16 protein-coding genes and 3 pseudogenes are annotated in these 18,160 nt (G+C 61.8%); 9 read left to right on the top strand and 10 right to left on the bottom strand.

All coding sequences use genetic code 11. The annotated features are described in order from the left end of the window. Positions 1 to 98: 98 nt before the first annotated feature. The 3 genes and pseudogenes from AC5ZG1_RS33450 to AC5ZG1_RS33460 all read left to right on the top strand — a co-directional run. A pseudogene (locus AC5ZG1_RS33450) lies at positions 99 to 239 on the top strand (integrase core domain-containing protein); the annotation flags it as partial. Positions 240 to 424: 185 nt separating this feature from the next. Beyond that, a pseudogene (locus AC5ZG1_RS33455) lies at positions 425 to 646 on the top strand (hypothetical protein); the annotation flags it as partial. Between the two features lie 33 nt (positions 647 to 679). Then, positions 680 to 1,114 carry a hypothetical protein gene (locus tag AC5ZG1_RS33460; protein ID WP_130229801.1) on the top strand — a complete coding sequence of 145 codons (435 nt, stop codon included), beginning with the start codon at positions 680 to 682 and terminating at the stop codon, positions 1,112 to 1,114. Here the strand turns inward: AC5ZG1_RS33460 and AC5ZG1_RS33465 are convergent. Continuing rightward, positions 1,026 to 1,616: an ATP-dependent DNA ligase gene (locus AC5ZG1_RS33465; RefSeq protein ID WP_496135365.1), complete on the bottom strand. Its 591-nt coding sequence runs from the start codon at positions 1,614 to 1,616 to the stop codon at positions 1,026 to 1,028. The two genes, AC5ZG1_RS33460 and AC5ZG1_RS33465, sit on opposite strands and share 89 nt — an antisense overlap. 67 nt (positions 1,617 to 1,683) lie before the next feature. Beyond that, a complete protein-coding gene (locus tag AC5ZG1_RS33470; protein WP_130229800.1) occupies positions 1,684 to 1,911 on the bottom strand; it encodes a hypothetical protein in 228 nt (75 codons plus the stop codon). Positions 1,912 to 2,168: 257 nt separating this feature from the next. On the opposite strand from AC5ZG1_RS33470, the gene AC5ZG1_RS33475 reads away from it, so the two are divergent. Then, positions 2,169 to 3,563: a carbohydrate porin gene (locus AC5ZG1_RS33475; protein WP_496135366.1), complete on the top strand. Its 1,395-nt coding sequence runs from the start codon at positions 2,169 to 2,171 to the stop codon at positions 3,561 to 3,563. A gap of 1,049 nt (positions 3,564 to 4,612) precedes the next feature. Here the strand turns inward: AC5ZG1_RS33475 and AC5ZG1_RS33480 are convergent. From AC5ZG1_RS33480 to AC5ZG1_RS33495, 4 genes and pseudogenes are all read right to left on the bottom strand, one after another. Next, on the bottom strand, positions 4,613 to 4,972 hold the full coding sequence (locus tag AC5ZG1_RS33480; protein WP_130229797.1) for a PRC-barrel domain-containing protein: 360 nt from the start codon (positions 4,970 to 4,972) through the stop codon (positions 4,613 to 4,615). A gap of 473 nt (positions 4,973 to 5,445) precedes the next feature. After that, positions 5,446 to 5,895 (bottom strand): hypothetical protein, encoded by a 450-nt coding sequence (locus AC5ZG1_RS33485; RefSeq protein ID WP_456646563.1) that lies wholly within the window; start codon positions 5,893 to 5,895, stop codon positions 5,446 to 5,448. Then, positions 5,887 to 6,201, bottom strand: a pseudogene (locus AC5ZG1_RS33490) (MTH938/NDUFAF3 family protein); the annotation flags it as partial. The pseudogene AC5ZG1_RS33490 and the gene AC5ZG1_RS33485, both read right to left, overlap by 9 nt. A gap of 90 nt (positions 6,202 to 6,291) precedes the next feature. Beyond that, positions 6,292 to 7,131: a hypothetical protein gene (locus AC5ZG1_RS33495; RefSeq protein ID WP_496135367.1), complete on the bottom strand. Its 840-nt coding sequence runs from the start codon at positions 7,129 to 7,131 to the stop codon at positions 6,292 to 6,294. Between the two features lie 563 nt (positions 7,132 to 7,694). Here AC5ZG1_RS33495 and AC5ZG1_RS33500 point away from each other — a divergent pair. Together AC5ZG1_RS33500 and AC5ZG1_RS33505 are read left to right on the top strand one after the other, a co-directional pair. Continuing rightward, the gene (locus tag AC5ZG1_RS33500; protein WP_496135368.1) at positions 7,695 to 8,642 is read left to right on the top strand and encodes a PhnA-like protein; all 948 of its coding nucleotides are present in this window, start codon (positions 7,695 to 7,697) and stop codon (positions 8,640 to 8,642) included. Between the two features lie 1,068 nt (positions 8,643 to 9,710). After that, the gene (locus AC5ZG1_RS33505) at positions 9,711 to 10,052 is read left to right on the top strand and encodes a hypothetical protein (protein ID WP_456646554.1); all 342 of its coding nucleotides are present in this window, start codon (positions 9,711 to 9,713) and stop codon (positions 10,050 to 10,052) included. On the opposite strand, the gene AC5ZG1_RS33510 is transcribed toward AC5ZG1_RS33505, so the two are convergent. From AC5ZG1_RS33510 to AC5ZG1_RS33525, 4 genes are all read right to left on the bottom strand, one after another. Continuing rightward, positions 10,049 to 10,387: an H-NS family nucleoid-associated regulatory protein gene (locus AC5ZG1_RS33510; RefSeq protein ID WP_496135369.1), complete on the bottom strand. Its 339-nt coding sequence runs from the start codon at positions 10,385 to 10,387 to the stop codon at positions 10,049 to 10,051. The two genes, AC5ZG1_RS33505 and AC5ZG1_RS33510, sit on opposite strands and share 4 nt — an antisense overlap. Before the next feature lie 567 nt (positions 10,388 to 10,954). Continuing rightward, a complete protein-coding gene (locus AC5ZG1_RS33515) occupies positions 10,955 to 11,602 on the bottom strand; it encodes a hypothetical protein (RefSeq protein ID WP_496135370.1) in 648 nt (215 codons plus the stop codon). A gap of 185 nt (positions 11,603 to 11,787) precedes the next feature. Next, on the bottom strand, positions 11,788 to 12,042 hold the full coding sequence (locus tag AC5ZG1_RS33520; RefSeq protein ID WP_496135371.1) for a filamentous hemagglutinin family protein: 255 nt from the start codon (positions 12,040 to 12,042) through the stop codon (positions 11,788 to 11,790). Between the two features lie 86 nt (positions 12,043 to 12,128). Beyond that, positions 12,129 to 15,551: an autotransporter outer membrane beta-barrel domain-containing protein gene (locus AC5ZG1_RS33525; protein ID WP_496135372.1), complete on the bottom strand. Its 3,423-nt coding sequence runs from the start codon at positions 15,549 to 15,551 to the stop codon at positions 12,129 to 12,131. 401 nt (positions 15,552 to 15,952) lie between these two features. Here AC5ZG1_RS33525 and AC5ZG1_RS33530 point away from each other — a divergent pair, with 401 nt between their 5' ends. From AC5ZG1_RS33530 to AC5ZG1_RS33540, 3 genes are all read left to right on the top strand, one after another. Beyond that, positions 15,953 to 16,933 (top strand): MarR family transcriptional regulator, encoded by a 981-nt coding sequence (locus AC5ZG1_RS33530; protein WP_496135373.1) that lies wholly within the window; start codon positions 15,953 to 15,955, stop codon positions 16,931 to 16,933. A gap of 253 nt (positions 16,934 to 17,186) precedes the next feature. After that, positions 17,187 to 17,846: a site-specific integrase gene (locus AC5ZG1_RS33535; RefSeq protein WP_496135374.1), complete on the top strand. Its 660-nt coding sequence runs from the start codon at positions 17,187 to 17,189 to the stop codon at positions 17,844 to 17,846. Positions 17,847 to 17,896: 50 nt separating this feature from the next. Next, positions 17,897 to 18,064 carry a hypothetical protein gene (locus AC5ZG1_RS33540; RefSeq protein WP_496135375.1) on the top strand — a complete coding sequence of 56 codons (168 nt, stop codon included), beginning with the start codon at positions 17,897 to 17,899 and terminating at the stop codon, positions 18,062 to 18,064. The last annotated feature ends 96 nt before the right edge of the window (positions 18,065 to 18,160 follow it).

Raw genomic sequence — 18,160 nt, forward strand, 5'->3', positions numbered from 1 at the left:
AAATCACGGAGGCATTTCCTTGGGATGAGGCTCCGCACTACCTCATCCGCGATCGCGACCGGATCTATGGCAGCGTCATCACGCGCCGATTGCGCGCCATGGGCATCCGGGACAAGCCTACCGCACCAGCCTCGCCTTGGCAGAATGGGTTTGCCGAACGGCTGATCGGATCGATCCGGCGTGAGTGTTTGGACCACGTCATTGTTTTGCGCGAGGCGCATCTGCGTCGGGTTCTGCAATCCTACGCCGACTATTACAATAACGTCAGAACGCATCGATCCTTGGACAAGGACGCGCCGATTTCTCGCCCGGTTCAGCGAACCGGTGCGATCAGTTCACGCCCCATCCTGGGCGGACTTCATCACCACTACGCCCGAGCTCAAGTTTTCGGTACACACAGCGCCTGGCGACATTTGGTATTCCCATCCAACAGCGCCGTCTCTCCGAGATCCCGCGACATGTTCTGCGCGTTAATTGCCAGCGCTGCGAACGAGTGGTCGAGATTCAGAAAGCAGACGCGGTCCGGCTCTTCGGTCAACATTCCGTTTGGAAAGACGTCGGACAGAAGCTCCTCGATCAAACGTGCCAGAATCGCAGCGGTCGCCACGAAGAGGACGGCTGCTGGCCTTCATTCGCAACGAATTGATGCTTCGCCTGCAGTGGCATTTGAGAACCTGTGATGGCTCCCAAGCATCATCCCACGCCCTTGTCAGGAGGCGACCGCAAGGCGCTCGCCAAGGAATTGGGGAAAGCTCGCGCGATGACCACAATTCTCGCCGCGCAGTCGGAGGCGACCCGCCACAAAGGCAACGCACTTATCCGTCAAGCGGACAAACTACTCTGCGAGAGCTGGAACGAACGGATGTGGGCCGACGGTGAGCCCATCGACCCGTCGCCGACCATCGATCAAGCGGTCAACGGCGGCTTCACTTGGCTTGAAATTGAATGCTCTCGCTGCAAGACCCGACGCGACGTCGATCTCGCCGCCCTTCCCCACCCGCCGACCACCTTCGTGCACGACCTGGCTAGACGAGCTTGCCGTCTTCATGGCGGCCCACATACATCGAGGCGATCTTCCGCGGGCTGGCCCCGAGCTTCTCGACGAACGCGATGATGGGGAACGTCTCTGTTTTCTTACACTTCAGCTTAATCCAGCTTTCTTGCCGCCCGGAACGGTAAGGAGCATCGACACGCCTCGCAACGAGACCTTCGAGCCCCATTTTACAGCCGTTGCGGAATATCTCGTCGCCGTCGGCCTCAATATGCTCGACAAAAATGAACGTCTCGGGCGCTTCGCTCAGCAACTCCTGCAAAAGCCGTTTGCGATGGGAATAGGCTGCGTTCCGCAGGTCGTACCCGTCCAGATACAACAGATCAAACGCATGATAACGAATCCGTGCTCTTCTGCGGCCCAAGCTCTCGGCGCAGTTGTTGGAAATCGGGAAGCCTTGGTTTCCGCAGGCCCCGTCTGCTGCCCGGTTCGCTCCCTCATAAAAAAGCGGCCCGCCGGGATGACCGGGCGGGGCCGCTTCGCGATCGAGTCGTTGCTCGATCAGTGCATGTGAACCAACAAATATTCGGCGCCGCCGATCACGATGACGGCGGGAACGGCCCATAGCAGCAATACAGGCATCGTTCGTCCTCCTTTTTCCGACCGGCCCGAACGAGGGCCGCCGGATTCAATCACTGTTCGGTGCAGACCTTGGTGGTCTTCACGGCGGATTCGGCTTCCGTCTTGGTCTTGTAGACGCCGTCGCCCACGACCGTCGTGGTGGTCGTCGTCGGCTTGGTGTCGACCACGGTGCACTTCTTGGTCGTGGCATCGCGCACGATGTAGAACTCGGCGGCGCTCGCAGCCTGCGCACCGAGGACGAAAGCGGCGAGAGCGCCGCAGACGATCAGCCTATTCATCTCAGTCTCCTCCATTCTGGCCCCAATTACGAACGGAGGCGCCAAGACAAAGTTCCGGTTATTCCCGGCCTCCTGTCGTTGCAGAGCTACGGCTCGGTTCTCGCGCTGCCGCAAAATCACGGGGGTGGAAAAGCACCTTCCGCAGCTTTTCCCGGATCGAAGCGGAACAAGCTATGGCGCCCCCTCTTGAGTTTGCCGGTCGACCATGTCCCAATGCGACCGCCTTGCGGAGACCTCGGTATGCGGTTCGATTGAACATGGCCATTAAATGCCGGGCGCTGGCCATCCTCGTTGCAGGGCTCCTCGCAAGCGCTCACGCTTTCGCGCAGGAGGACAAGAAGACCGACGAAGACAAGCCCGCCGATCCGGACACCGGCGAGAGCACCGTCGAGGAAAAGACCCTTCAACTTCTGCCGAACCCGTTCCAAAAATATGGGATCAAGTTCGCCGCGACCTACATCGGCGAGACGCTCGGAAATGTCTCCGGCGGGCTGAAGCAGAGAGCGATCTACGAAGGCCGGCTGAACCTCGCGGTCGATGTCGACCTGCAGAAGCTCGCCGGCATCGACAAGCTGACCTTCCACGCCAACATGTTTCAGATTCACGGCGAGGGACTGTCGCGCAACTATCTCGACAATCTCTTCGTCATCAGCGGCATCGAAGCGTTGCCGTCGACGCGGCTTTACGAAGCCTATTTCGAGAAGCAGTGGGGCGACAAAAAGGTCTCTCTGAAGTTCGGGCAGCTCGCCGCCGACAGCGAGTTCTTCAACACGAAATACACCGATGTCTTCACCAACGCCTCCATGGGTTGGCCGGCGATCACATCGCTCGACCTGCCCAGCGGCGGTCCGTCGCCGCCGTTGGCAGCAATGGGCACCCGGCTGCTGGTCAACATCACGGATCGGCTATCCGTCCTTGGAGGCATCTTCGACGGCAACCAGGCAGGTCCGGGGCCGGGCGACCCACAAGAACGCAACCGATATGGCGTCAACTTCCGGATCAACGATCCGCCTCTGCTGCTCGGGCAAATCCAATACGCCTGGAACAACAAGAAGGGCGATCCCAATCTGACGGGCCAGATCAAGTTCGGCGGTTGGCGTCACTTCGGGCCATTCTCCGATCTTCAACTCGCCAGCAACGGCGTTTCGCTTGCGTCGTCGACCAGCAGCGGTACTCCCCTCGTGTTGGCAGGAGATATCGGAGGATGGGCAGTCTTCGAGCAGCAGATCTATCGCGTGCCCAAGAGCGATGACCGGGGAATTGGCGTGTTCGTTCGCGTCTCGGGTGCTCCCGCCGACCGCAATCTGATCGATCTCTATGCCGACGCCGGAATCGAATTCATCGGCCTTAGCGACAAACGGCCGGACGACAAGTTCGGCATCGCGGCTGGTTACGCGCACGTCTCGAAGCGGGCTCAGGCCCTCGACGCCGACTACCGCGCACTTTTCGGTCCGGCGTGGCCCGTGCGCAGCTTCGAAGGATTGTTGACGGCGGTGTATCAGTATCAGCTAAGGGACGGCTGGACTCTCCAGCCCAATTTCCAATACATCATTCATCCGGGCGGCGGAGCGACGGACCCAGCGGGCCCGATGCCGGGCCGAGCGCTCAAGAACGCGGCAGTCTTCGGCCTGCGCACGACGCTCAAATTCTAGGCGGATCCCGACCGTTTGAGCCGGAACACGGACGACATCGCCAGGCTGCTCGCGGCCTTAGCGCACGTTTCTGCCGACGACAGCCTCGCTCCGGAGCCGCTCGGAGCGTCCCAGATCAAGCCGTCCTGCCGGGACTACCGGGCAGCCGCGTCGCGGGACTCGCGTCCGCCGCCTCTGGGCTCGCTGGTTATCTCCGCCGCAACCATCTTCGCGCGCTCCTCGCAACGGGTACGCAACTCCTCAAGCTCGTCGGCCGAGAGATGAGGCGCTAAAGGCTTATTCATCCGTAGGCAACCAGTTCCAGTGAGGAACGTTCCTCAGGCTCTCTAGCAGGAGGTCGTCCCCGTCGGAGTTCAGCTTGCCAAGTCGGAACCTGCTGCGCCGTCATGAGCTACTTAGCTGGGCTGGGGAAAAAATCTTCTTCGCCCATTCCATATCTGGGGCCCAGCCGCGCGGGTTCGACCGCATGAGCGCCAGCGAGCTTGTCCGGCGCGATCAGTTAGATCGCCAAATCGCTTTGCTCAACGGGATCCCGGACCGGGTGAGCGCCGGCAGGTGCAGCCAGTCGATGTGCGCATGAACGCATCGAAGTCGCGGGCGCGACGCGAGACCACTTCGATCAAGTTCGATCAAGAGTATGCAGGCCGCGTTCGGGTCGACGCGCGGGCGCCCGAGGCGCGGGGCGCGCGGCCACAGCGCATGCAATTATCCGCGCGTCCTGGAATCGCCGCTCGCGAACAGGGTCACCTCATGCCTGAGATTGACCAGCTCGTCGACCAGCCAGGCCACGAGCCTTCCGTGCCGCCGTAAAGTTGGGCGATCCGCATCGGTCTCCGGCCTCAGCTCTCCGCGACGCTGCGCGAGGTGGTGCATACCAGCAGAAGGCCGGCGACAATCGCGATCAGGACCGTTCCGACCGATACTCGGCATGTCCCTACGCTCGCCCGCAACGCGCGAAAAACCGTTCTCATGTGGCCTCGCAACCGATCGCGACAACGGTGACGCGGCGGCTTCGTTCCTGTGCGCGACGTGCGTGTCGGACCGCCTCGCTAGGCGACCGGCACCCCATAGTAGTCGTCGACCGAGCGCCTCGTTTGCGCGTCCCAACCCCAACTGCTCTCGTCAGCGTATTTTGGGGCGCCGCGGAGCTGATCCTGGGTGACGCCGGTGACATATCCGCCGAGGTTCGTGTCGTACTTCAGCGTTTGCCACGGCAGCGGGTAGTGATCGTCCCCGATGCCGAACAGGCCGCCGAAGCTGAGCACCGCGTAGGACACCTTGCCACCGACCTTGTCGATCATGACGCGCTCGATGTGCCCGACTTTCTGCCCGTCGGACCCGTACACGTTCGTGCCTTCGACCTTATCGCTTCCGATGAGACTGACGGTCTCCCGATCTTCCATGGCCATGTCGACCTCCTGGAGGTTGCTGTCTTCGGAGTCAACGGAAGCGACAGCGCTCCGTTCCTGAAGCGCGACAAGGTGATCCCACGCCGCCATTGCACGGTTCGCACCGCGGGAGGACGGTGTTGTGCTGCGCTACTGTGATCTTTGTCTAAGCCCTTGAACGCTGGTTGTCCTCTGTGGCGCCAGAAACTCCCCTGGCGATGGCCTAACCCTGCCCCGGTCTGCGCAGCGGCAGTTCCTCTGCAACCTCCTCTGATGCATCGCGCGACCGACCGCGAGCGCTGACCGCATCTTAGAAGCAGCGTTTGCCTCCCGAGAGACTTCCGATGCTTAGACACCCCTTGCGAAAATCCGATTTCCTTTCGGAGAAGTCAGGGATTTGAATTGAGGTACAGGTGGCGCCCACGTGCCTACGCCCGCTCGCCCGCGACGGCCCCGTTGGCTGCCCGTTCGTTCGAATTCACCAAAAACTTGGCTCAAAGAGCTCGGCTGCGGAGCAACTCTCGGTTTGGCGAAAACCTGTTGGCGACTTTTAATGCGCTGGGCTCGTCCGTCTCCAAGGCAACCTTTTGGGCAAGAATGACATCCCCCGCCGGCAGGCGGCCAAGCGGCATGAAACACAAACCGGTCTTTAGACGGCCCGCATCGTCGATCTCATAAACGTTCGGCGGAATTGTACCATAATAGATGCGGTATCGTTTTCCGCTGTCGCAACCGACAACCTCGAAACAGCCTGAGTCATCGAATTGCTCTCGTTGGTCTGGCGATAGCCGGTCCCGCATAAGCCGCAAGCCCCGCGCTTCGCTCGTATCTTCGGCTAGAACTTTCCGGTACAGTTTGCGCAGAGACTTGATGCGCGACCAAGCCTCCACTGGAGGGGACACGTGAAACAGCCCGATCCTCTTTGCGTGCGACTGGTTGAACATCCGGATCGCCTCGGCTGTGGGCTTCAACAAGACCTCGCAGCTCTTCCGTTCGAAATAGGCTTCGGCCTCCGGTGATAGGTGGACGACGTTGCCCATCTGACCCGAGCCAATGACGACCTGGTCGCATCCTTTCTCAAAGAGAAATTTCGCCTCGACCTTTGAAAGTACGTGCGAGGTACCATAAAACTTCTTTGATAACTTCTTTTTCCGCTTCACAACCTTGCCGGAAAGGCGAATGACCACGTCGTGCTCATACGTCTTTCCATTAATCGTAATCGCGCCAAATCTGGTGCTCTCAATCCTCATCGCGACCTCCTTCTAATCGGCTCCTCCCCCAACGCGCAGCGGTGAGGCGCCATAAAGTCTTTCCTCGAACCAAGTTTATGAAGCTTCTGACTACGTCCGCAACGGCCCTTGGATCGCGGTAGGGATGCCCGTTGCTGGGCACACCCCGCACAGATCCGGACAAGCCCGATTCGCGCATCCGGCTCTTACCTCGAGTGTTTCATGGCGAAGCCGCTGGTCGGGCCAGGGATGAAGGATGCGCGGCGCGGGAAGCCAGCTGGCGACCAGCTTCGTCATCCGGTCCCAGGTAAAGCCGTCTTTCTGGCCGCGCCGCCGAAGCGTGCGGTGCCAGACGTCGGCCACGTAATGCCCGAACGCTGAGGGCGCCCGACTATTTGTGGGCACGGCATAATAGGCGAAGTGGCCTGTAACGACTTGCCTCAACCAGTGTCCCTGAGACGGGATAGACTGGTGCATTCTTTGCCGCAGCTCCGCCTTGATTTCCCGCAGCTTCGCCCGCATGCGGTCGCGCCGGGTCTTCCGCTGTAATTGGAAGGCGCCCCGTCGAGATTTGCCGCAGATGAAGGTGAAGCCCAAGAACGCGAAGGTCTCCGGTCTGCCGACGCCGCGCTTCTTGCGCTCGGCTGCCGCGTGGTGGCCGAACTCAATCAAGCGGGTCTTGCCCGATGGAGCGACAGCAAGAATGCCCCGATCCTCAAAATTGCGCTCCAGTCCTGCCAGGTCCCCCGTCGACTCCCGCGGCTGTGTCGGCTGGCCCAGCTCGACGTCGCGATATGCGCCCACGATCTGCATGCGGCGCATTGTCGACCGCGGCATGCGAATGCGGTGGGTGTTCTGGCGGACGAAGTTCGCGAGCCGCTGAACGTTTTCCACAAACAACGCCCGCCATTCGGCCGGGTCAATCGACAGGGTCGCTGGTTTGTCAGTCATGCTGCCTCCTCCTCACTGGAATTGATGCGTGGGCCGCCCTGCTTTAACGGCTATGCGAGTGTCCAGACGACGATCCGAAGGACGGAAGGAAGCCCCGTCCCACGTGGGCCAACCGAAGTACTCGTCCCCGAGTGGTGCGGTGTCGGAGTTAAGTCGACGGCCTTAGCATTTGGGGGCGATGAGCTCACGGCGCTGCACGGCACCCCTGCGGTAATTTGAGTGGCCCCGCTGAGCATCGCGCAAGGAGCGGGCTTCACCGTCCGGCTCAAGTAGGAACGAAAATGGTCGGCGATTGTCGACTATGGCTTCCGGTCGCAACCCCTCAGAGCCCGGCCGGAGGAAAACCTGCCCCAACCAGGTTGACGGCCCCAGTGGCGAACTGGGGCCGTTTGAGCCAGCACATTTGCCCGCTCGACCTGAATGCGACTCGTGGACGGCTCGGAATTTGGAATGGAAAAGCAGCTGCCTTTGTTAGCTGGACGAAGCAGTAATCTCGCAAGCGTAGGAACATCGTTGAAAAGAGGAGGTTACGGACCCAAGTTCTTTTTTAGAAGGCACTCCAAATGGCCTATTCCCCGGAAGTGGGTCGTCCAAGCGACCACCGAAATCCTCCCCAGGCGAGTGCAGTCGCTCCCGCCGACGAGGTCCGCACCATCATGCTGAATGAGATCTCTTGGGGCGCCGTCTTCGCCGGTGCCACGATTGCTCTTGTAGTGCAGATAATCCTGAACATGGTTGGCGTCGGCGTAGGCCTATCGACCATCGACGTCGCGGCCGGAGATACGCCGAGCGCCGGGTCACTTTCCATCGCGGCCGGTATCTGGTGGGTTCTATCCGGAATAATTGCGGCTGCAGTTGGAGGCTACATCGCTGGGCGGCTTTCAGGAAAGGCATCGCGATCGACAACTGCCTATCACGGGCTTATTGCATGGGCGGTTTCGACCCTCGTTGTCGTGTACCTGCTCTCATCGGCCGCCTCGGGTCTGATCGGCGGCGCCCTGAGCACGGCATCGTCGGCACTCGGAGGAGCTGGCAAAGCGGTCGGCGGGTCCGTTCAAACTGCGGTCCAGACCGCGGCGCCTTCCTTGAACAACGTGAGCGATCCCATGGCGACCATCGAGAACAAGGTTCGCAGCGCCTCGGGCGGCCAGGATCCCGCAGCGCTCCGAGAAGCCGCAGCAACAGCCGTTCGTGCGGCGCTGTCGGGAGACCCCGCACAACAGGCCGCTGCGACGGATAAGGCTGCTGATGCTCTGGCCAAGGCGCAGAATATTTCTCGCGATGAGGCGAAGGCTCAGGTTGCACAGTACCAACAGCAATACCGAGAAGCGATTGCCAAAGCCAAACTACAAGCAAAGCAGGCGGCGGATACAACAGCGAAGACGGTGTCGCGCGGTGCTCTGTTCGGTGCTTTGGCTCTTCTGCTTGGTGCTCTGGCCGCGTTTTTTGCAGGCCAAGTTAGTGCAGTAACGCCGACAGTGACGCGTGGATCAGCTCGGTCATTGACTTGAACTGGAATGTTTGCCGCTCCGCGCGTTAAAAGTCGGGAGCGGAGTATTTAGAAGGGATCGCTGCCTATGCGAGCAACTGTTTTGATCATAGTCGCCCTGGCAAGCGGCGCGGCGCTGCCTGCCTCGGCGCAACAGCAAACCGTGCCGAACCCCCAGATGCAGGAGGAGGCGGACAAGGGCGCTAAGACACGGCAATCGGGTGAGTCAGGTTACGTCGGCGAGCAGGAAAAGCCGGGAGGCTCTGCCCATGCTCCTGGACGATCTGGCGAAAGCAAAGCGCCTCCCACCACGAGCGGGGGAACGGGCGGCACTGCGAGCGAAAGACCCCCTAAGTAAAGGTGGGCAAAGACACCTGCGTTTGGTCAGACGTCGTAGAGCGCATTTGGCTCCGGCGGAGCTCCATCGCGTGGCCTTACTGCTCGGGACGACGACGAAGCTTCCTGATAATTTCCCGTAGATCGTCCGCGTACTCTTTGATGGCGCGCCTCATCCAAGCGCGACCGCTTGGGCTCCGGCGCTTCCTGATCCGGTCGAAGCTCTTCTGGAGGCTGCTTCATGGCCTGACGGTCGGAGAAATCAAGTTGCGCCTTTTGATCCAGATCAAGGTAGCCGGTGTCTGCCAGGCCAGGCATCGTACAGCGGCTTTTACTTCGAGCGATCCGCAGCGGCGGGCACTCTTCCGCGACGATATGTGACAGCTTCGTCCATCGTCTCTCATCTCCATCACTCGCGCGGCAAAGTCGTTGGAGCGAGGAACGTTTGCTTGCATTTGTGGTTGCGGGGCAAATGGGGCCTCCGCTTCGGAGTCTTGCGATGACCAATTTCGATGACGTCCTCGTCCAATGTCCGCGCTGTGGCGCCTGGCCAATGGTCGTGACCGGCTCGCAGGGGCCATGGACCAGTTCTGGCCTGACCTATAGATGCCCGCGTTGCCATGCTGAACGGAACTCGTCTCCAGACGACAGCCGGGTCCGGACCATAACTCCGCCGGAGTCGAAGCCCGTTCACCCGTGAGCCCGGTTGGACGTTCGCCGTCAATACGCATGTAATCTCGTGGCCGGTATAACGATGGCGCCACTTCCGAATACGTATCGGCCGAACTTCCGGCATCACCTGAAGGTTCACTCCTTTCGCATCTTCACGGTCATCGTCGCATGGCTGCTCATTGTCGCAGCCTTCTATGAGAAGCCAGAGTTGCTCACCAGCGCCCAGCGCTTCCTGCAACGTGGCATAGAAGCCATCGGCGACGCGATCCCGCCGCCGTGGGGACCACGGATTGAGTTCGTCTTCCGAGAGATCGGCGGTTTGATCTGGCTTCAGATCACGATGTTTGTGCTTGTACTTCGAGTGGTGCTGTCGATTATCGCTGCGATGTGGCGATTTGGATTACGCCGAGAGCGCGGCCTCTAATCTCGGGAAATGCAGTAGCTGTCGCAAGTGGAGCTCACGCGTTGGTCGCGACCATAGTCCTTCCCGCCGGGCGAGCGGGTCGCCTGTCCAGGAGATGGGGGACTGTTTCTTGCGGCGGCCGCGGCCCGCCCAACGTACCGCGCTTCGAGGAGGCGAAGTCCGCCCCTCCAACTCATATTCTGAAGTCGTCCATCCGCCGCGTGATTCCAACTGTTTGCCAGCCAACGCGGGCACTTGCCCCGACCGGCAGGGGTCCCAGCCGGATCATCGGGATTTCGATATTTGGGAGCGACTTGGGGATACGGTCGCCGCGGAAATAGGCCGTTTTGTTCCATTCAATCTGACGCACGATCCGTCGTCCAACATGCCTGTCGTGAGGCATCAGCCGAACCCACAATCTGGGGGACAGGCCTCCTACGCAGCCATTGGCCATTTTCTTCGAGATGGGCAGCCGGGCCCGAGCACCGCCCTCTCCTCGAGTTGATCGGCGCGTTGATCCAAATTAATCGCACGCCGCTGCCGGTCGACTGATGCACGACAATCAGACCGACCACTTCTCTTGTACGCGGCGGGCTTCGTCCTCATTGAGGCGCTCGGCCACGTCATCAGCGATAGGTGAATCTTCTCTACAAACGACCTAGCGAGGGCAGCCACGGGAATGCACCCTGCTGCTTCCCGGAACGAGTTTAGACCAGGCGTCATCAGTTCCCGCCCATATCAGCTTGGAGTATTTGCGCCGATGGCACGAAACGAGGAATCTCCACTAAATCGCCGATGATCGGCGGATTTATCTGGCGATCGCTCTCGCCCCAGACCGAAGCCAACCTCATCGCAAGTCGGGAGGCCACACAGCATATGGCCTCAGCTCCGAGCAGGAGCCGAGGCTAGACGCTAGGCCGGAACTACTTCTTCATGACTCCTCCTGGCGATGCGGCATCGCCCTTACGATCGGGAGCCCCGGCCGGGCCGGCCCCTTGGGTGCTTGGCTCTTTGGCGGATGGAGCCGAGCTTTGCGCGGCGGGTCCGGTCCCGCTGTTCTTCATGTTCGCGCCGCCACCGGTCGTCGAGCCACTCATGGATTCTCCCGTGGTGGTTTTGCTCGCAGCCGGCCCGCCAGCTTGCGAGCTACCACCGGCGCTGCTGCCGGATTGAGCCATCGCCACGGTGGACGACAATGCAAATATTGCGGCTAAGCTGATCGTCTTGATCTTCATCGTTTCCTCACAGAGCTGCTGCACCCGCTGCGCCAACCGACACCACGATGATCCGTTCCTCTCGCCAATTGCAGTTGGCACGAAAGATCGCACCTCCAATTGAACAGCCTTTCCTTGTGGAGCTATTGAGCAACGTTCCAGCGTAGAAAGCCGGCGGCGATCGGCGCCAAAGCGCCATGTTCGGGATTTATCGACCCGCAACTTGCAGTCCCGGTCGATCGAGTCCCTGCCGAAACACGCTGGATCCATTAGCTCAAATTCGACGGTTATCGCGTACAATTGCACCTCAGCCTTGACGACGCGTCCTTCCCACGTAGATCTTTCCATATCACTCATTGTCCGGCGCGATTGCGCCGCTCGTTGTCGGTGTCACTTGAAGGCGACGAGCGCTGCGCGCGACTGGAGCGACGGTTGGGCGTTTCACCCTCCAGCGTTCCGCCGCCGCTCAGGAATTCGACCATGATGATCGAAGGACGATCGTTAGTGCTGGCGCGGCCGGCTGAGCCTTTGCGTCGCTGCGGTCATGTTATTGCCGGTGACCAATGCCGTGACCGGCGGCGGCTGCACGGTCGGAAGGCCGGTCGCGGAGCCCTGCACGTGGCGATATTCGCGGCATTGATGAGATTGACGTTGCCAGACACGCGAATGCCGGCTTCGCCCGCATCAATGATCCCGGGCGGCGCGATCAGGTCGATATCGCCCGGCGGTGCCTCGGGAATCGCCTTCAGGGCGGTGATACCCGCGCCCGAGCTCGGCACGTTCGGCGACAGCGTCACGGCCGGAGATGGACCCAGCCGTGACAACACAAAAGCCCCAGCAGCAAAAGCTGGCGACGCGCTGCTTTAGTATACCAAACAGACCTTCAGAAGCTGACCCTGATCTGCGCTGATCCGCCGATGCGGTTGGCGCTGGCGGAAAGTTCTCCGTCGAGGTTGAGGCCGAGCGTGATGCATTCGCTGAGGCGGGCACTGGTGCCGGCGGCGATAAGCGCGCTGTTGCGATCGGCTGCCGCGCCCGTGGCCCTGAAGGCGGCGGAGGACAGCCCCACCAGGCTCGCCGTTAGGTCGCTCTCGCGCTGGAAGTGATGTGCCCAGGCCGCGCGGACATAGCCGGTGGCGGGAACGCCGCCGAAGAGGCCGTCGGCGTCGAGCTGTAGGCCGAACTCGCTGCGCGAGGTGGTCTCGCTACGCCTGCTCAAGGCGAGCGCCCCCGCGCTGGCACCCGCCCAGTTCGCCTCGACGACCGCCGGATTGCGGACGTGCGTCGCCTGCAGTGCGGCCAGGGGCGAGAGGCTGAGTCCGTTCCAGGTGACGGCGGCCGCGCTCGCCTGCAGGCGACCGCTCCAGGCCGTGGTCTCGTAGGATGAGGACAGGCTCGAGCCCAGCGCCGGGATGCTGCGGCTGACGTCGTTTTCGAGCCTTGCGTACCCCGCTGCGGCGCCGAGCTTGACCGGGCCGAGTTGGGTCGTGCCGTAGAGTCCGGCCTGGAAGACATCGGCATCGACCTTGCCGACGAGCCCGGACAGCGAGGCGCGGGCCTTGCCGCCGGCGACGGCGAGGCCGGCGATCGTGCCCGGCGTCAGTCGCATATCGATGCCGGTGGCGAGATGGGTATCGTCGATGGTGCGTCGGGCCGAACCGATCGCGGCGTCGCCGTCGGTGCGGCCATGCGAACCGAAGGCCGAGCCCCAGACCGAATAACCGGACGCATCGAGCTGCGACGCGACGCCCGTTTTCTCGTTGCCTTTGTGGACCAGCCCGGACAGGGTCGCAGATCCCGTGCCTGCTGCACTGGCACCAAGTCGCCCTGCCGCCATCGGATCGAGCATCGCGCGTAGGAATTGGTCGGCTGCTACCTTGGCCATAGCCGGGGCGGCGGTGTGTATCTCTCCGGAAAGCTGGTTGATCGCAGCTGGGATCACCGCAGCCGGCAGGTTGTAGATCGCGAACAGCAGGGAGGGATCGCCCCCAGCCGCGACGGCCGTGTCGATCGCCGTTGCCACCGAATAGGCATTGGCTGGCGCGACGGCCGCGGGATTGAGAGCACCAACGGTCGGCGCCAGCTGCTGGGGCGTGAGCGTCAGTTGGACGTCGGTCGGAGTATAGCCCATCGCCATCGCGACTCCGACGCCGAACGTGCCGGTCACATCGACGGGGCTGAACGTGCCGGTGCGGCCGCCAGCCGCCGAAAGCAGCGTATAGGGCGTGTTGAAAACATAGGGGCCGCCGAGCGGAATGATCTTGAGCGTGCCGGCGAGCGCGGCCGTGCCGGTGACGTTGATCCGATCCGAGACCGCGCCCTGTATCTCCGCCTCGTAAACTGAGCCTGCACCGAGCGTCAGATTGCCGTTCACGGTCAACGTTCCCGGCGAATTGCCTGGAGCCAGGATGCCGCCATTGACGACTGTCGTAGGGAGCGCGCCGGAGCCGCCAAGCCGTGCCCCCGCTGCCACCGTCACGCCTGACGACGACGCGATCGACCCGTTCACGACCAGCTTCCCCTCATTGACGAGGGTCGAGCCGGTATAGGCGCTATTGCCTTCCAATGTCAGGGTGCCCGAAGTCTCCTTGACCAGAGACAGACGGCCAACCCCATCCTCTAGATATCCCTTGAAAGAGCCGGACCCCACACTGAGCGTTGCGGAACCGGCTACATTGTTGCTGATACGGCCTGCGCTCCCCTGCAGATAAGGCAACCGCAAGTCGAACCCGCCGACATTCAGTGTTCCGCCGGCCATGGTCAGGCCGCCCGTGCCGAGCGCATCTGCGGCCGCTAGCGTGACCGAACCGTCTGCGATAGTCGTGCCGCCCGAATAGGAGTTCGCCGCGCTCAACAGCAGCGATCCCGGGCCCGCCTTGGTGAGCGCGCCGGTCCCGCTGATCACGCCGGATTGCAGCAATGTGTGGGTCGAATCCGCGACATCGATCGTGCCGCCTCCCGGACCCAGAGTGATCGTGCGGGCAAGAACCGGAAATCCCGTTCCGGTCACGCGGAGGGCTCCACCGTCGAAGCTCAGGCCCGCGGCACCGGCGCCCAGACTGCCATTCGATGCAACCGACAATGTACCGCCGTTAATGGACCATGGCGTGGCATTCGAGGTGGTGCCAATCAGGGTCCAGGTTGCGGCCCCCAGCTTTTCGAACGACGCGAAGCCGCGATATTGCCCGGATGCGCCGACCTCCGAGATGTCGAATGAAGCGTCATTCGTCCCGCCAAGGGCGAGCGTTCCGCTGGCGCCCGCACCGGTATCGACCACAACATTGCCGGTGATCGCGGAATAGGTCCCGCGAGCATTCGCGGCTTGCAGTTCAAGCCGGTTCACACCGCCGCTGAACAATATCGCATTGGCTCGCGGGCCGGCGCCCCCATCCGCCAAACCGCCACTGATCGACCCGGCATTGGTGATCGACAGATCCGAACCTGAAATGCCGATCCCGCCCAAGCCAGCGGCGCCCGTCGTCGTAGTGTTATAGATGGATCCGCCTGCACCGCCGTTGCCGCCCAAAATAGTCCCGCTGTTGAAGATGGTGTTGCCCGATCCGTGGATGGCATCTCCACCCGCCCCTCCGGAACTGGCGGGCGCGTCGTATGAGCTGCCGCCTCTTCCGCCCGCACCGCCAATGATCGTGCCGGCCGAATTGATGACCTGGCCGGAGCCCAGCACCCCGGCTCCCCCTGCTCCTCCATCCCCTCCGGCGATCGTGGACCCCTGTAGAGCCCCTCCCCAACCACCGCCGATCCCTCCCGCTCCACCCGCGAGGGTGCCAGACAACAGATCGAGACGAGAGCCCGCGGCGGTGAAGCCGACGCCTGCGCCTCCGCCGCCTCCAAACCCGCCGCCGATATTCGTAACTGCGTTGAGAGAGGCCGGACCATACCCATTACCGCCGGCCCCGCCGCTGATTGCACCCGATGTTCTGACATCGACCACGATCGCGCCTGCTCCGGTGGCGAGAATGCCGTAACCGCCGGCGCCGCCACCGCCACCGCCACCCTCTAATGCCAATCCGCCGCGGCCACCGGCACCTCCGGCGAAGGAGCTGTTGACATTCACAGGCCCGCCGGCAGCGACCAGGCCGCTTCCGCCGCCGCCACCGCCGCTGCCGCTCTGGCCCGGGCCCGCGGAACCGTTGCCGTCTCCCCCTTTGCCACCGTTGCTGAAGTGCCCGTCCACGCCAGCTGCACCGCCGGCTGAGCCGGAGGATGAGATGCCGCCAGCTTGACCGGCCCCGCCTCCTCCTCCGCCGCCGCCTCCGGTGCCGCCGCTGCCTGGACTTCCAGCCATAAAGGGCCCGCCGCCTGCACCGCCCGGCTGGGCGCCGCTGCCAAATCCGCCATTGCCTCCGGACTGGGCAGCAGCAAGGTGAGGCGCAAATAGGACAAGGATAACAACGGCGTGAGCAATTCCGCGCAGCTGCGAACGTCGCACGTTCCTTGTAATGAAACGGGAGCTCTGCACGAACCGAGATTTGTCAACGATCTTCATCGGGCACCATTTTTACCCGGCGCCAGACGAGGAGGCGGTCATGTTGATTAAGTCAACGTTCATGGGGCCTGGTGAAAGTCGGGAGCATAGAAAAGCGTGAGGAGTACGACCCGCGTAAACCGAGGGAAGCCGCGTTGGATTAACCGCTTCTCGTACAGATGCCGGAAACGGCGAAGTCCAAACTTTGCAGGTATCTCACGATGAACAACGGTTTCGAGCCAGCTTGTAACTCCGGGCGCCTTCATCCCGTGGTGGCTGCTTATGCGGAATGGCCGGTTTGGCGCCGAGCGGGAGACCTGCTCCGCTTGGCATCATTCCGCCCCGCTTTGCATGCCCACTGCAAGGCGATGATGCAGCCGCCGGAGAGGGCTTGGCCGGCGGATAAGTTCTTCGGGCAGAAGCTGCGCTATCTCGTTTCCTATGCCTTGATCGGTCAAGATGCCCGTTGGCGGAGGAGCGGAGGAGAGCTGCCGACGCTCTCCTCACTTCAACGGGCGGCGCATGCGAGCGCCCGGCAGGTATCTAATCTCGTCGCATCGTTGAAGCTGGGCGGGTATGTCGTCGCAATCCGCTCTTCTGACGATCGGCGCGTTGTGCGGCTGCAGCCTACGATGACGCTAAGCCTGGAAATTGCTCGCTCCCCACTGGCGTTTCTGGAAGCCTCCGAGCTCATTGATCCCCCGCCAAGACCACTCGCCACACAACTGCGCGCCGAAGGCGACACGCTGGGCGACTGGCTCGGCTATTCCTACGATCTGTTCGTCCAGCAAGACCTCTACTTTACGCCTTTCGTGAACATTGTTCGGCTGACTGAACAGGATTGCGGCTACCCGGTTCTCTCGGCCGTGCTGAGTGCGCATTATGGCGGCGGCATCAGTAAGGCTGAACCTGTGCTACTCTCCTACGGCGCACTGGCAGAGCGCTTCCGTCTCTCACGCCAGCATATCGGCAATATCTTCAATGAGGCTGAGAGACGCGGCTGCTTTGCAGTTGATCCCGGCGGCCGCACAGTAACGGTCATGCCCGACTTTCTGTGGGAGTTCGAAACCTGGGCCGCAGGTCAGATCGCCTTGTATCGCTTAATCGCAGAGCAAGTCAGCCAAGATCGATACGGTCAGGCGATTGATGCTTTGTCAGCGGATGAAGAGCTCGAGCGGCGGAGTCTTATTTACCACCTGTGACATCAAGGAACGTGCCCGTTACAAACGATGCTTCCGGCCCCGCCAGCCACAAAATGGCACGCGCCACTCCTACCGTGCGATCGGCCGTGGAATCCGACGTCAAGGAACGCGACGCTCGAGAAAGACGCCGAACAGGTCGCGACTCCGATCCGATCCCGGTACCAAGCTGCGGCGCTACGTTCTTGGTCAAGAAAAGCGTGGCAATCCGGAAGCTGCGGAAGTTGCTCCTCTCGCATCGGTGCATCTGCATGCCTTGAAAGAAGACGACTTGATAAGCTGGCGTGAGGGTCTGCCGGAGGACTTAAACGTCACGACCAAGCAGCGATTCGTTAATGACCTCAAGGCCGCACTAAATGCGGCGTGGCCGCGGCTTTCCGCAGATCGGAAGAAACTAAACCCGACGTTCCTCGCCATTGTGAAGGCCGGCTTCAAAGCCGAGCGGATCGATGATGATGATGTGTCGGTTGCTCGGAATAACCAGATTCTCAGGGATGAGAAGGTTGGCGCTATCCTTCAAGCTGCGTGTGAAGTCGATCAGGAGCAAGGATTTGATGGCGATCTATATCGGATCGTCGTATGTCTGGCCCCGACCGGCGCGCGGTATGCCCAGGTCAGGCGAATGCGCGTGGCCGACGTACAGGTTTCTGCACGGCGTCCGATGGTTCCGGGCTCCTACAAGGGGCGCGGCGGCAATAGCGGCTCAGACCCGGTCCCAGTGGGCGACGATGTGATCGAGGTGCTTTTGCCCGCAATCGCCGGGCGAGCAAGCGATGCACCTCTTTTCGAGCGATGGATCCATGAACAGGAGCCGAGGGGTATCGCATGGAAGAAGTCTGAACGCGGTCCGTGGAAAAGAAGCGAACTTGCACGCCCCTGGAAAGCCATTCGCGAGCGCGCCGGATGCCGGAGTTGATTCCCTATGCTTTGCGGCACTCGAGCATCGTACGCGGTCTTCGAAAGGGCTTGCCCATCCAACAGGTCGCCAAACTGCACAACACCTCGGTCAAAATGATCGAGCGGCACTACGCGAAATACAATGCGAGCGCCTTGGAAGACCTCGCAACGGCGGCAGTCGTGTCCCTGCTGCCGCGGAGTGGTGGAAACGTGGTGTCGATCGGAAAACGCGCGTAAGGGATCATCCTGCGGTCTTAATCGAATTCATTAATCGGCACCCGGTACCCCACGCGTTGGATGCGCTTGCGCCTTCTCGAATACGGCAATGGCTCG

It is taken from the genome of Bradyrhizobium sp. Leo78, from assembly GCF_059512425.1.

What these genes read in the sequence shown, in the direction of transcription:
- AC5ZG1_RS33480 (WP_130229797.1), bottom strand. Translation starts at nt 4,972, where the DNA reads ATGGCCATGGAAGATCGGGAGACCGTCAGTCTCATCGGAAGCGATAAG.
- AC5ZG1_RS33465 (WP_496135365.1), bottom strand. Translation starts at nt 1,616, where the DNA reads ATGGGCCGTTCCCGCCGTCATCGTGATCGGCGGCGCCGAATATTTGTT.
- AC5ZG1_RS33460 (WP_130229801.1), top strand. Translation starts at nt 680, where the DNA reads ATGGCTCCCAAGCATCATCCCACGCCCTTGTCAGGAGGCGACCGCAAG.
- AC5ZG1_RS33525 (WP_496135372.1), bottom strand. Translation starts at nt 15,551, where the DNA reads ATGGCTGGAAGTCCAGGCAGCGGCGGCACCGGAGGCGGCGGCGGAGGA.
- AC5ZG1_RS33505 (WP_456646554.1), top strand. Translation starts at nt 9,711, where the DNA reads ATGGCGCCACTTCCGAATACGTATCGGCCGAACTTCCGGCATCACCTG.
- AC5ZG1_RS33470 (WP_130229800.1), bottom strand. Translation starts at nt 1,911, where the DNA reads ATGAATAGGCTGATCGTCTGCGGCGCTCTCGCCGCTTTCGTCCTCGGT.
- AC5ZG1_RS33475 (WP_496135366.1), top strand. Translation starts at nt 2,169, where the DNA reads ATGGCCATTAAATGCCGGGCGCTGGCCATCCTCGTTGCAGGGCTCCTC.
- AC5ZG1_RS33485 (WP_456646563.1), bottom strand. Translation starts at nt 5,895, where the DNA reads ATGTTCAACCAGTCGCACGCAAAGAGGATCGGGCTGTTTCACGTGTCC.
- AC5ZG1_RS33515 (WP_496135370.1), bottom strand. Translation starts at nt 11,602, where the DNA reads ATGAGTGATATGGAAAGATCTACGTGGGAAGGACGCGTCGTCAAGGCT.
- AC5ZG1_RS33495 (WP_496135367.1), bottom strand. Translation starts at nt 7,131, where the DNA reads ATGACTGACAAACCAGCGACCCTGTCGATTGACCCGGCCGAATGGCGG.
- AC5ZG1_RS33530 (WP_496135373.1), top strand. Translation starts at nt 15,953, where the DNA reads ATGAACAACGGTTTCGAGCCAGCTTGTAACTCCGGGCGCCTTCATCCC.
- AC5ZG1_RS33500 (WP_496135368.1), top strand. Translation starts at nt 7,695, where the DNA reads ATGGCCTATTCCCCGGAAGTGGGTCGTCCAAGCGACCACCGAAATCCT.
- AC5ZG1_RS33510 (WP_496135369.1), bottom strand. Translation starts at nt 10,387, where the DNA reads ATGGAACAAAACGGCCTATTTCCGCGGCGACCGTATCCCCAAGTCGCT.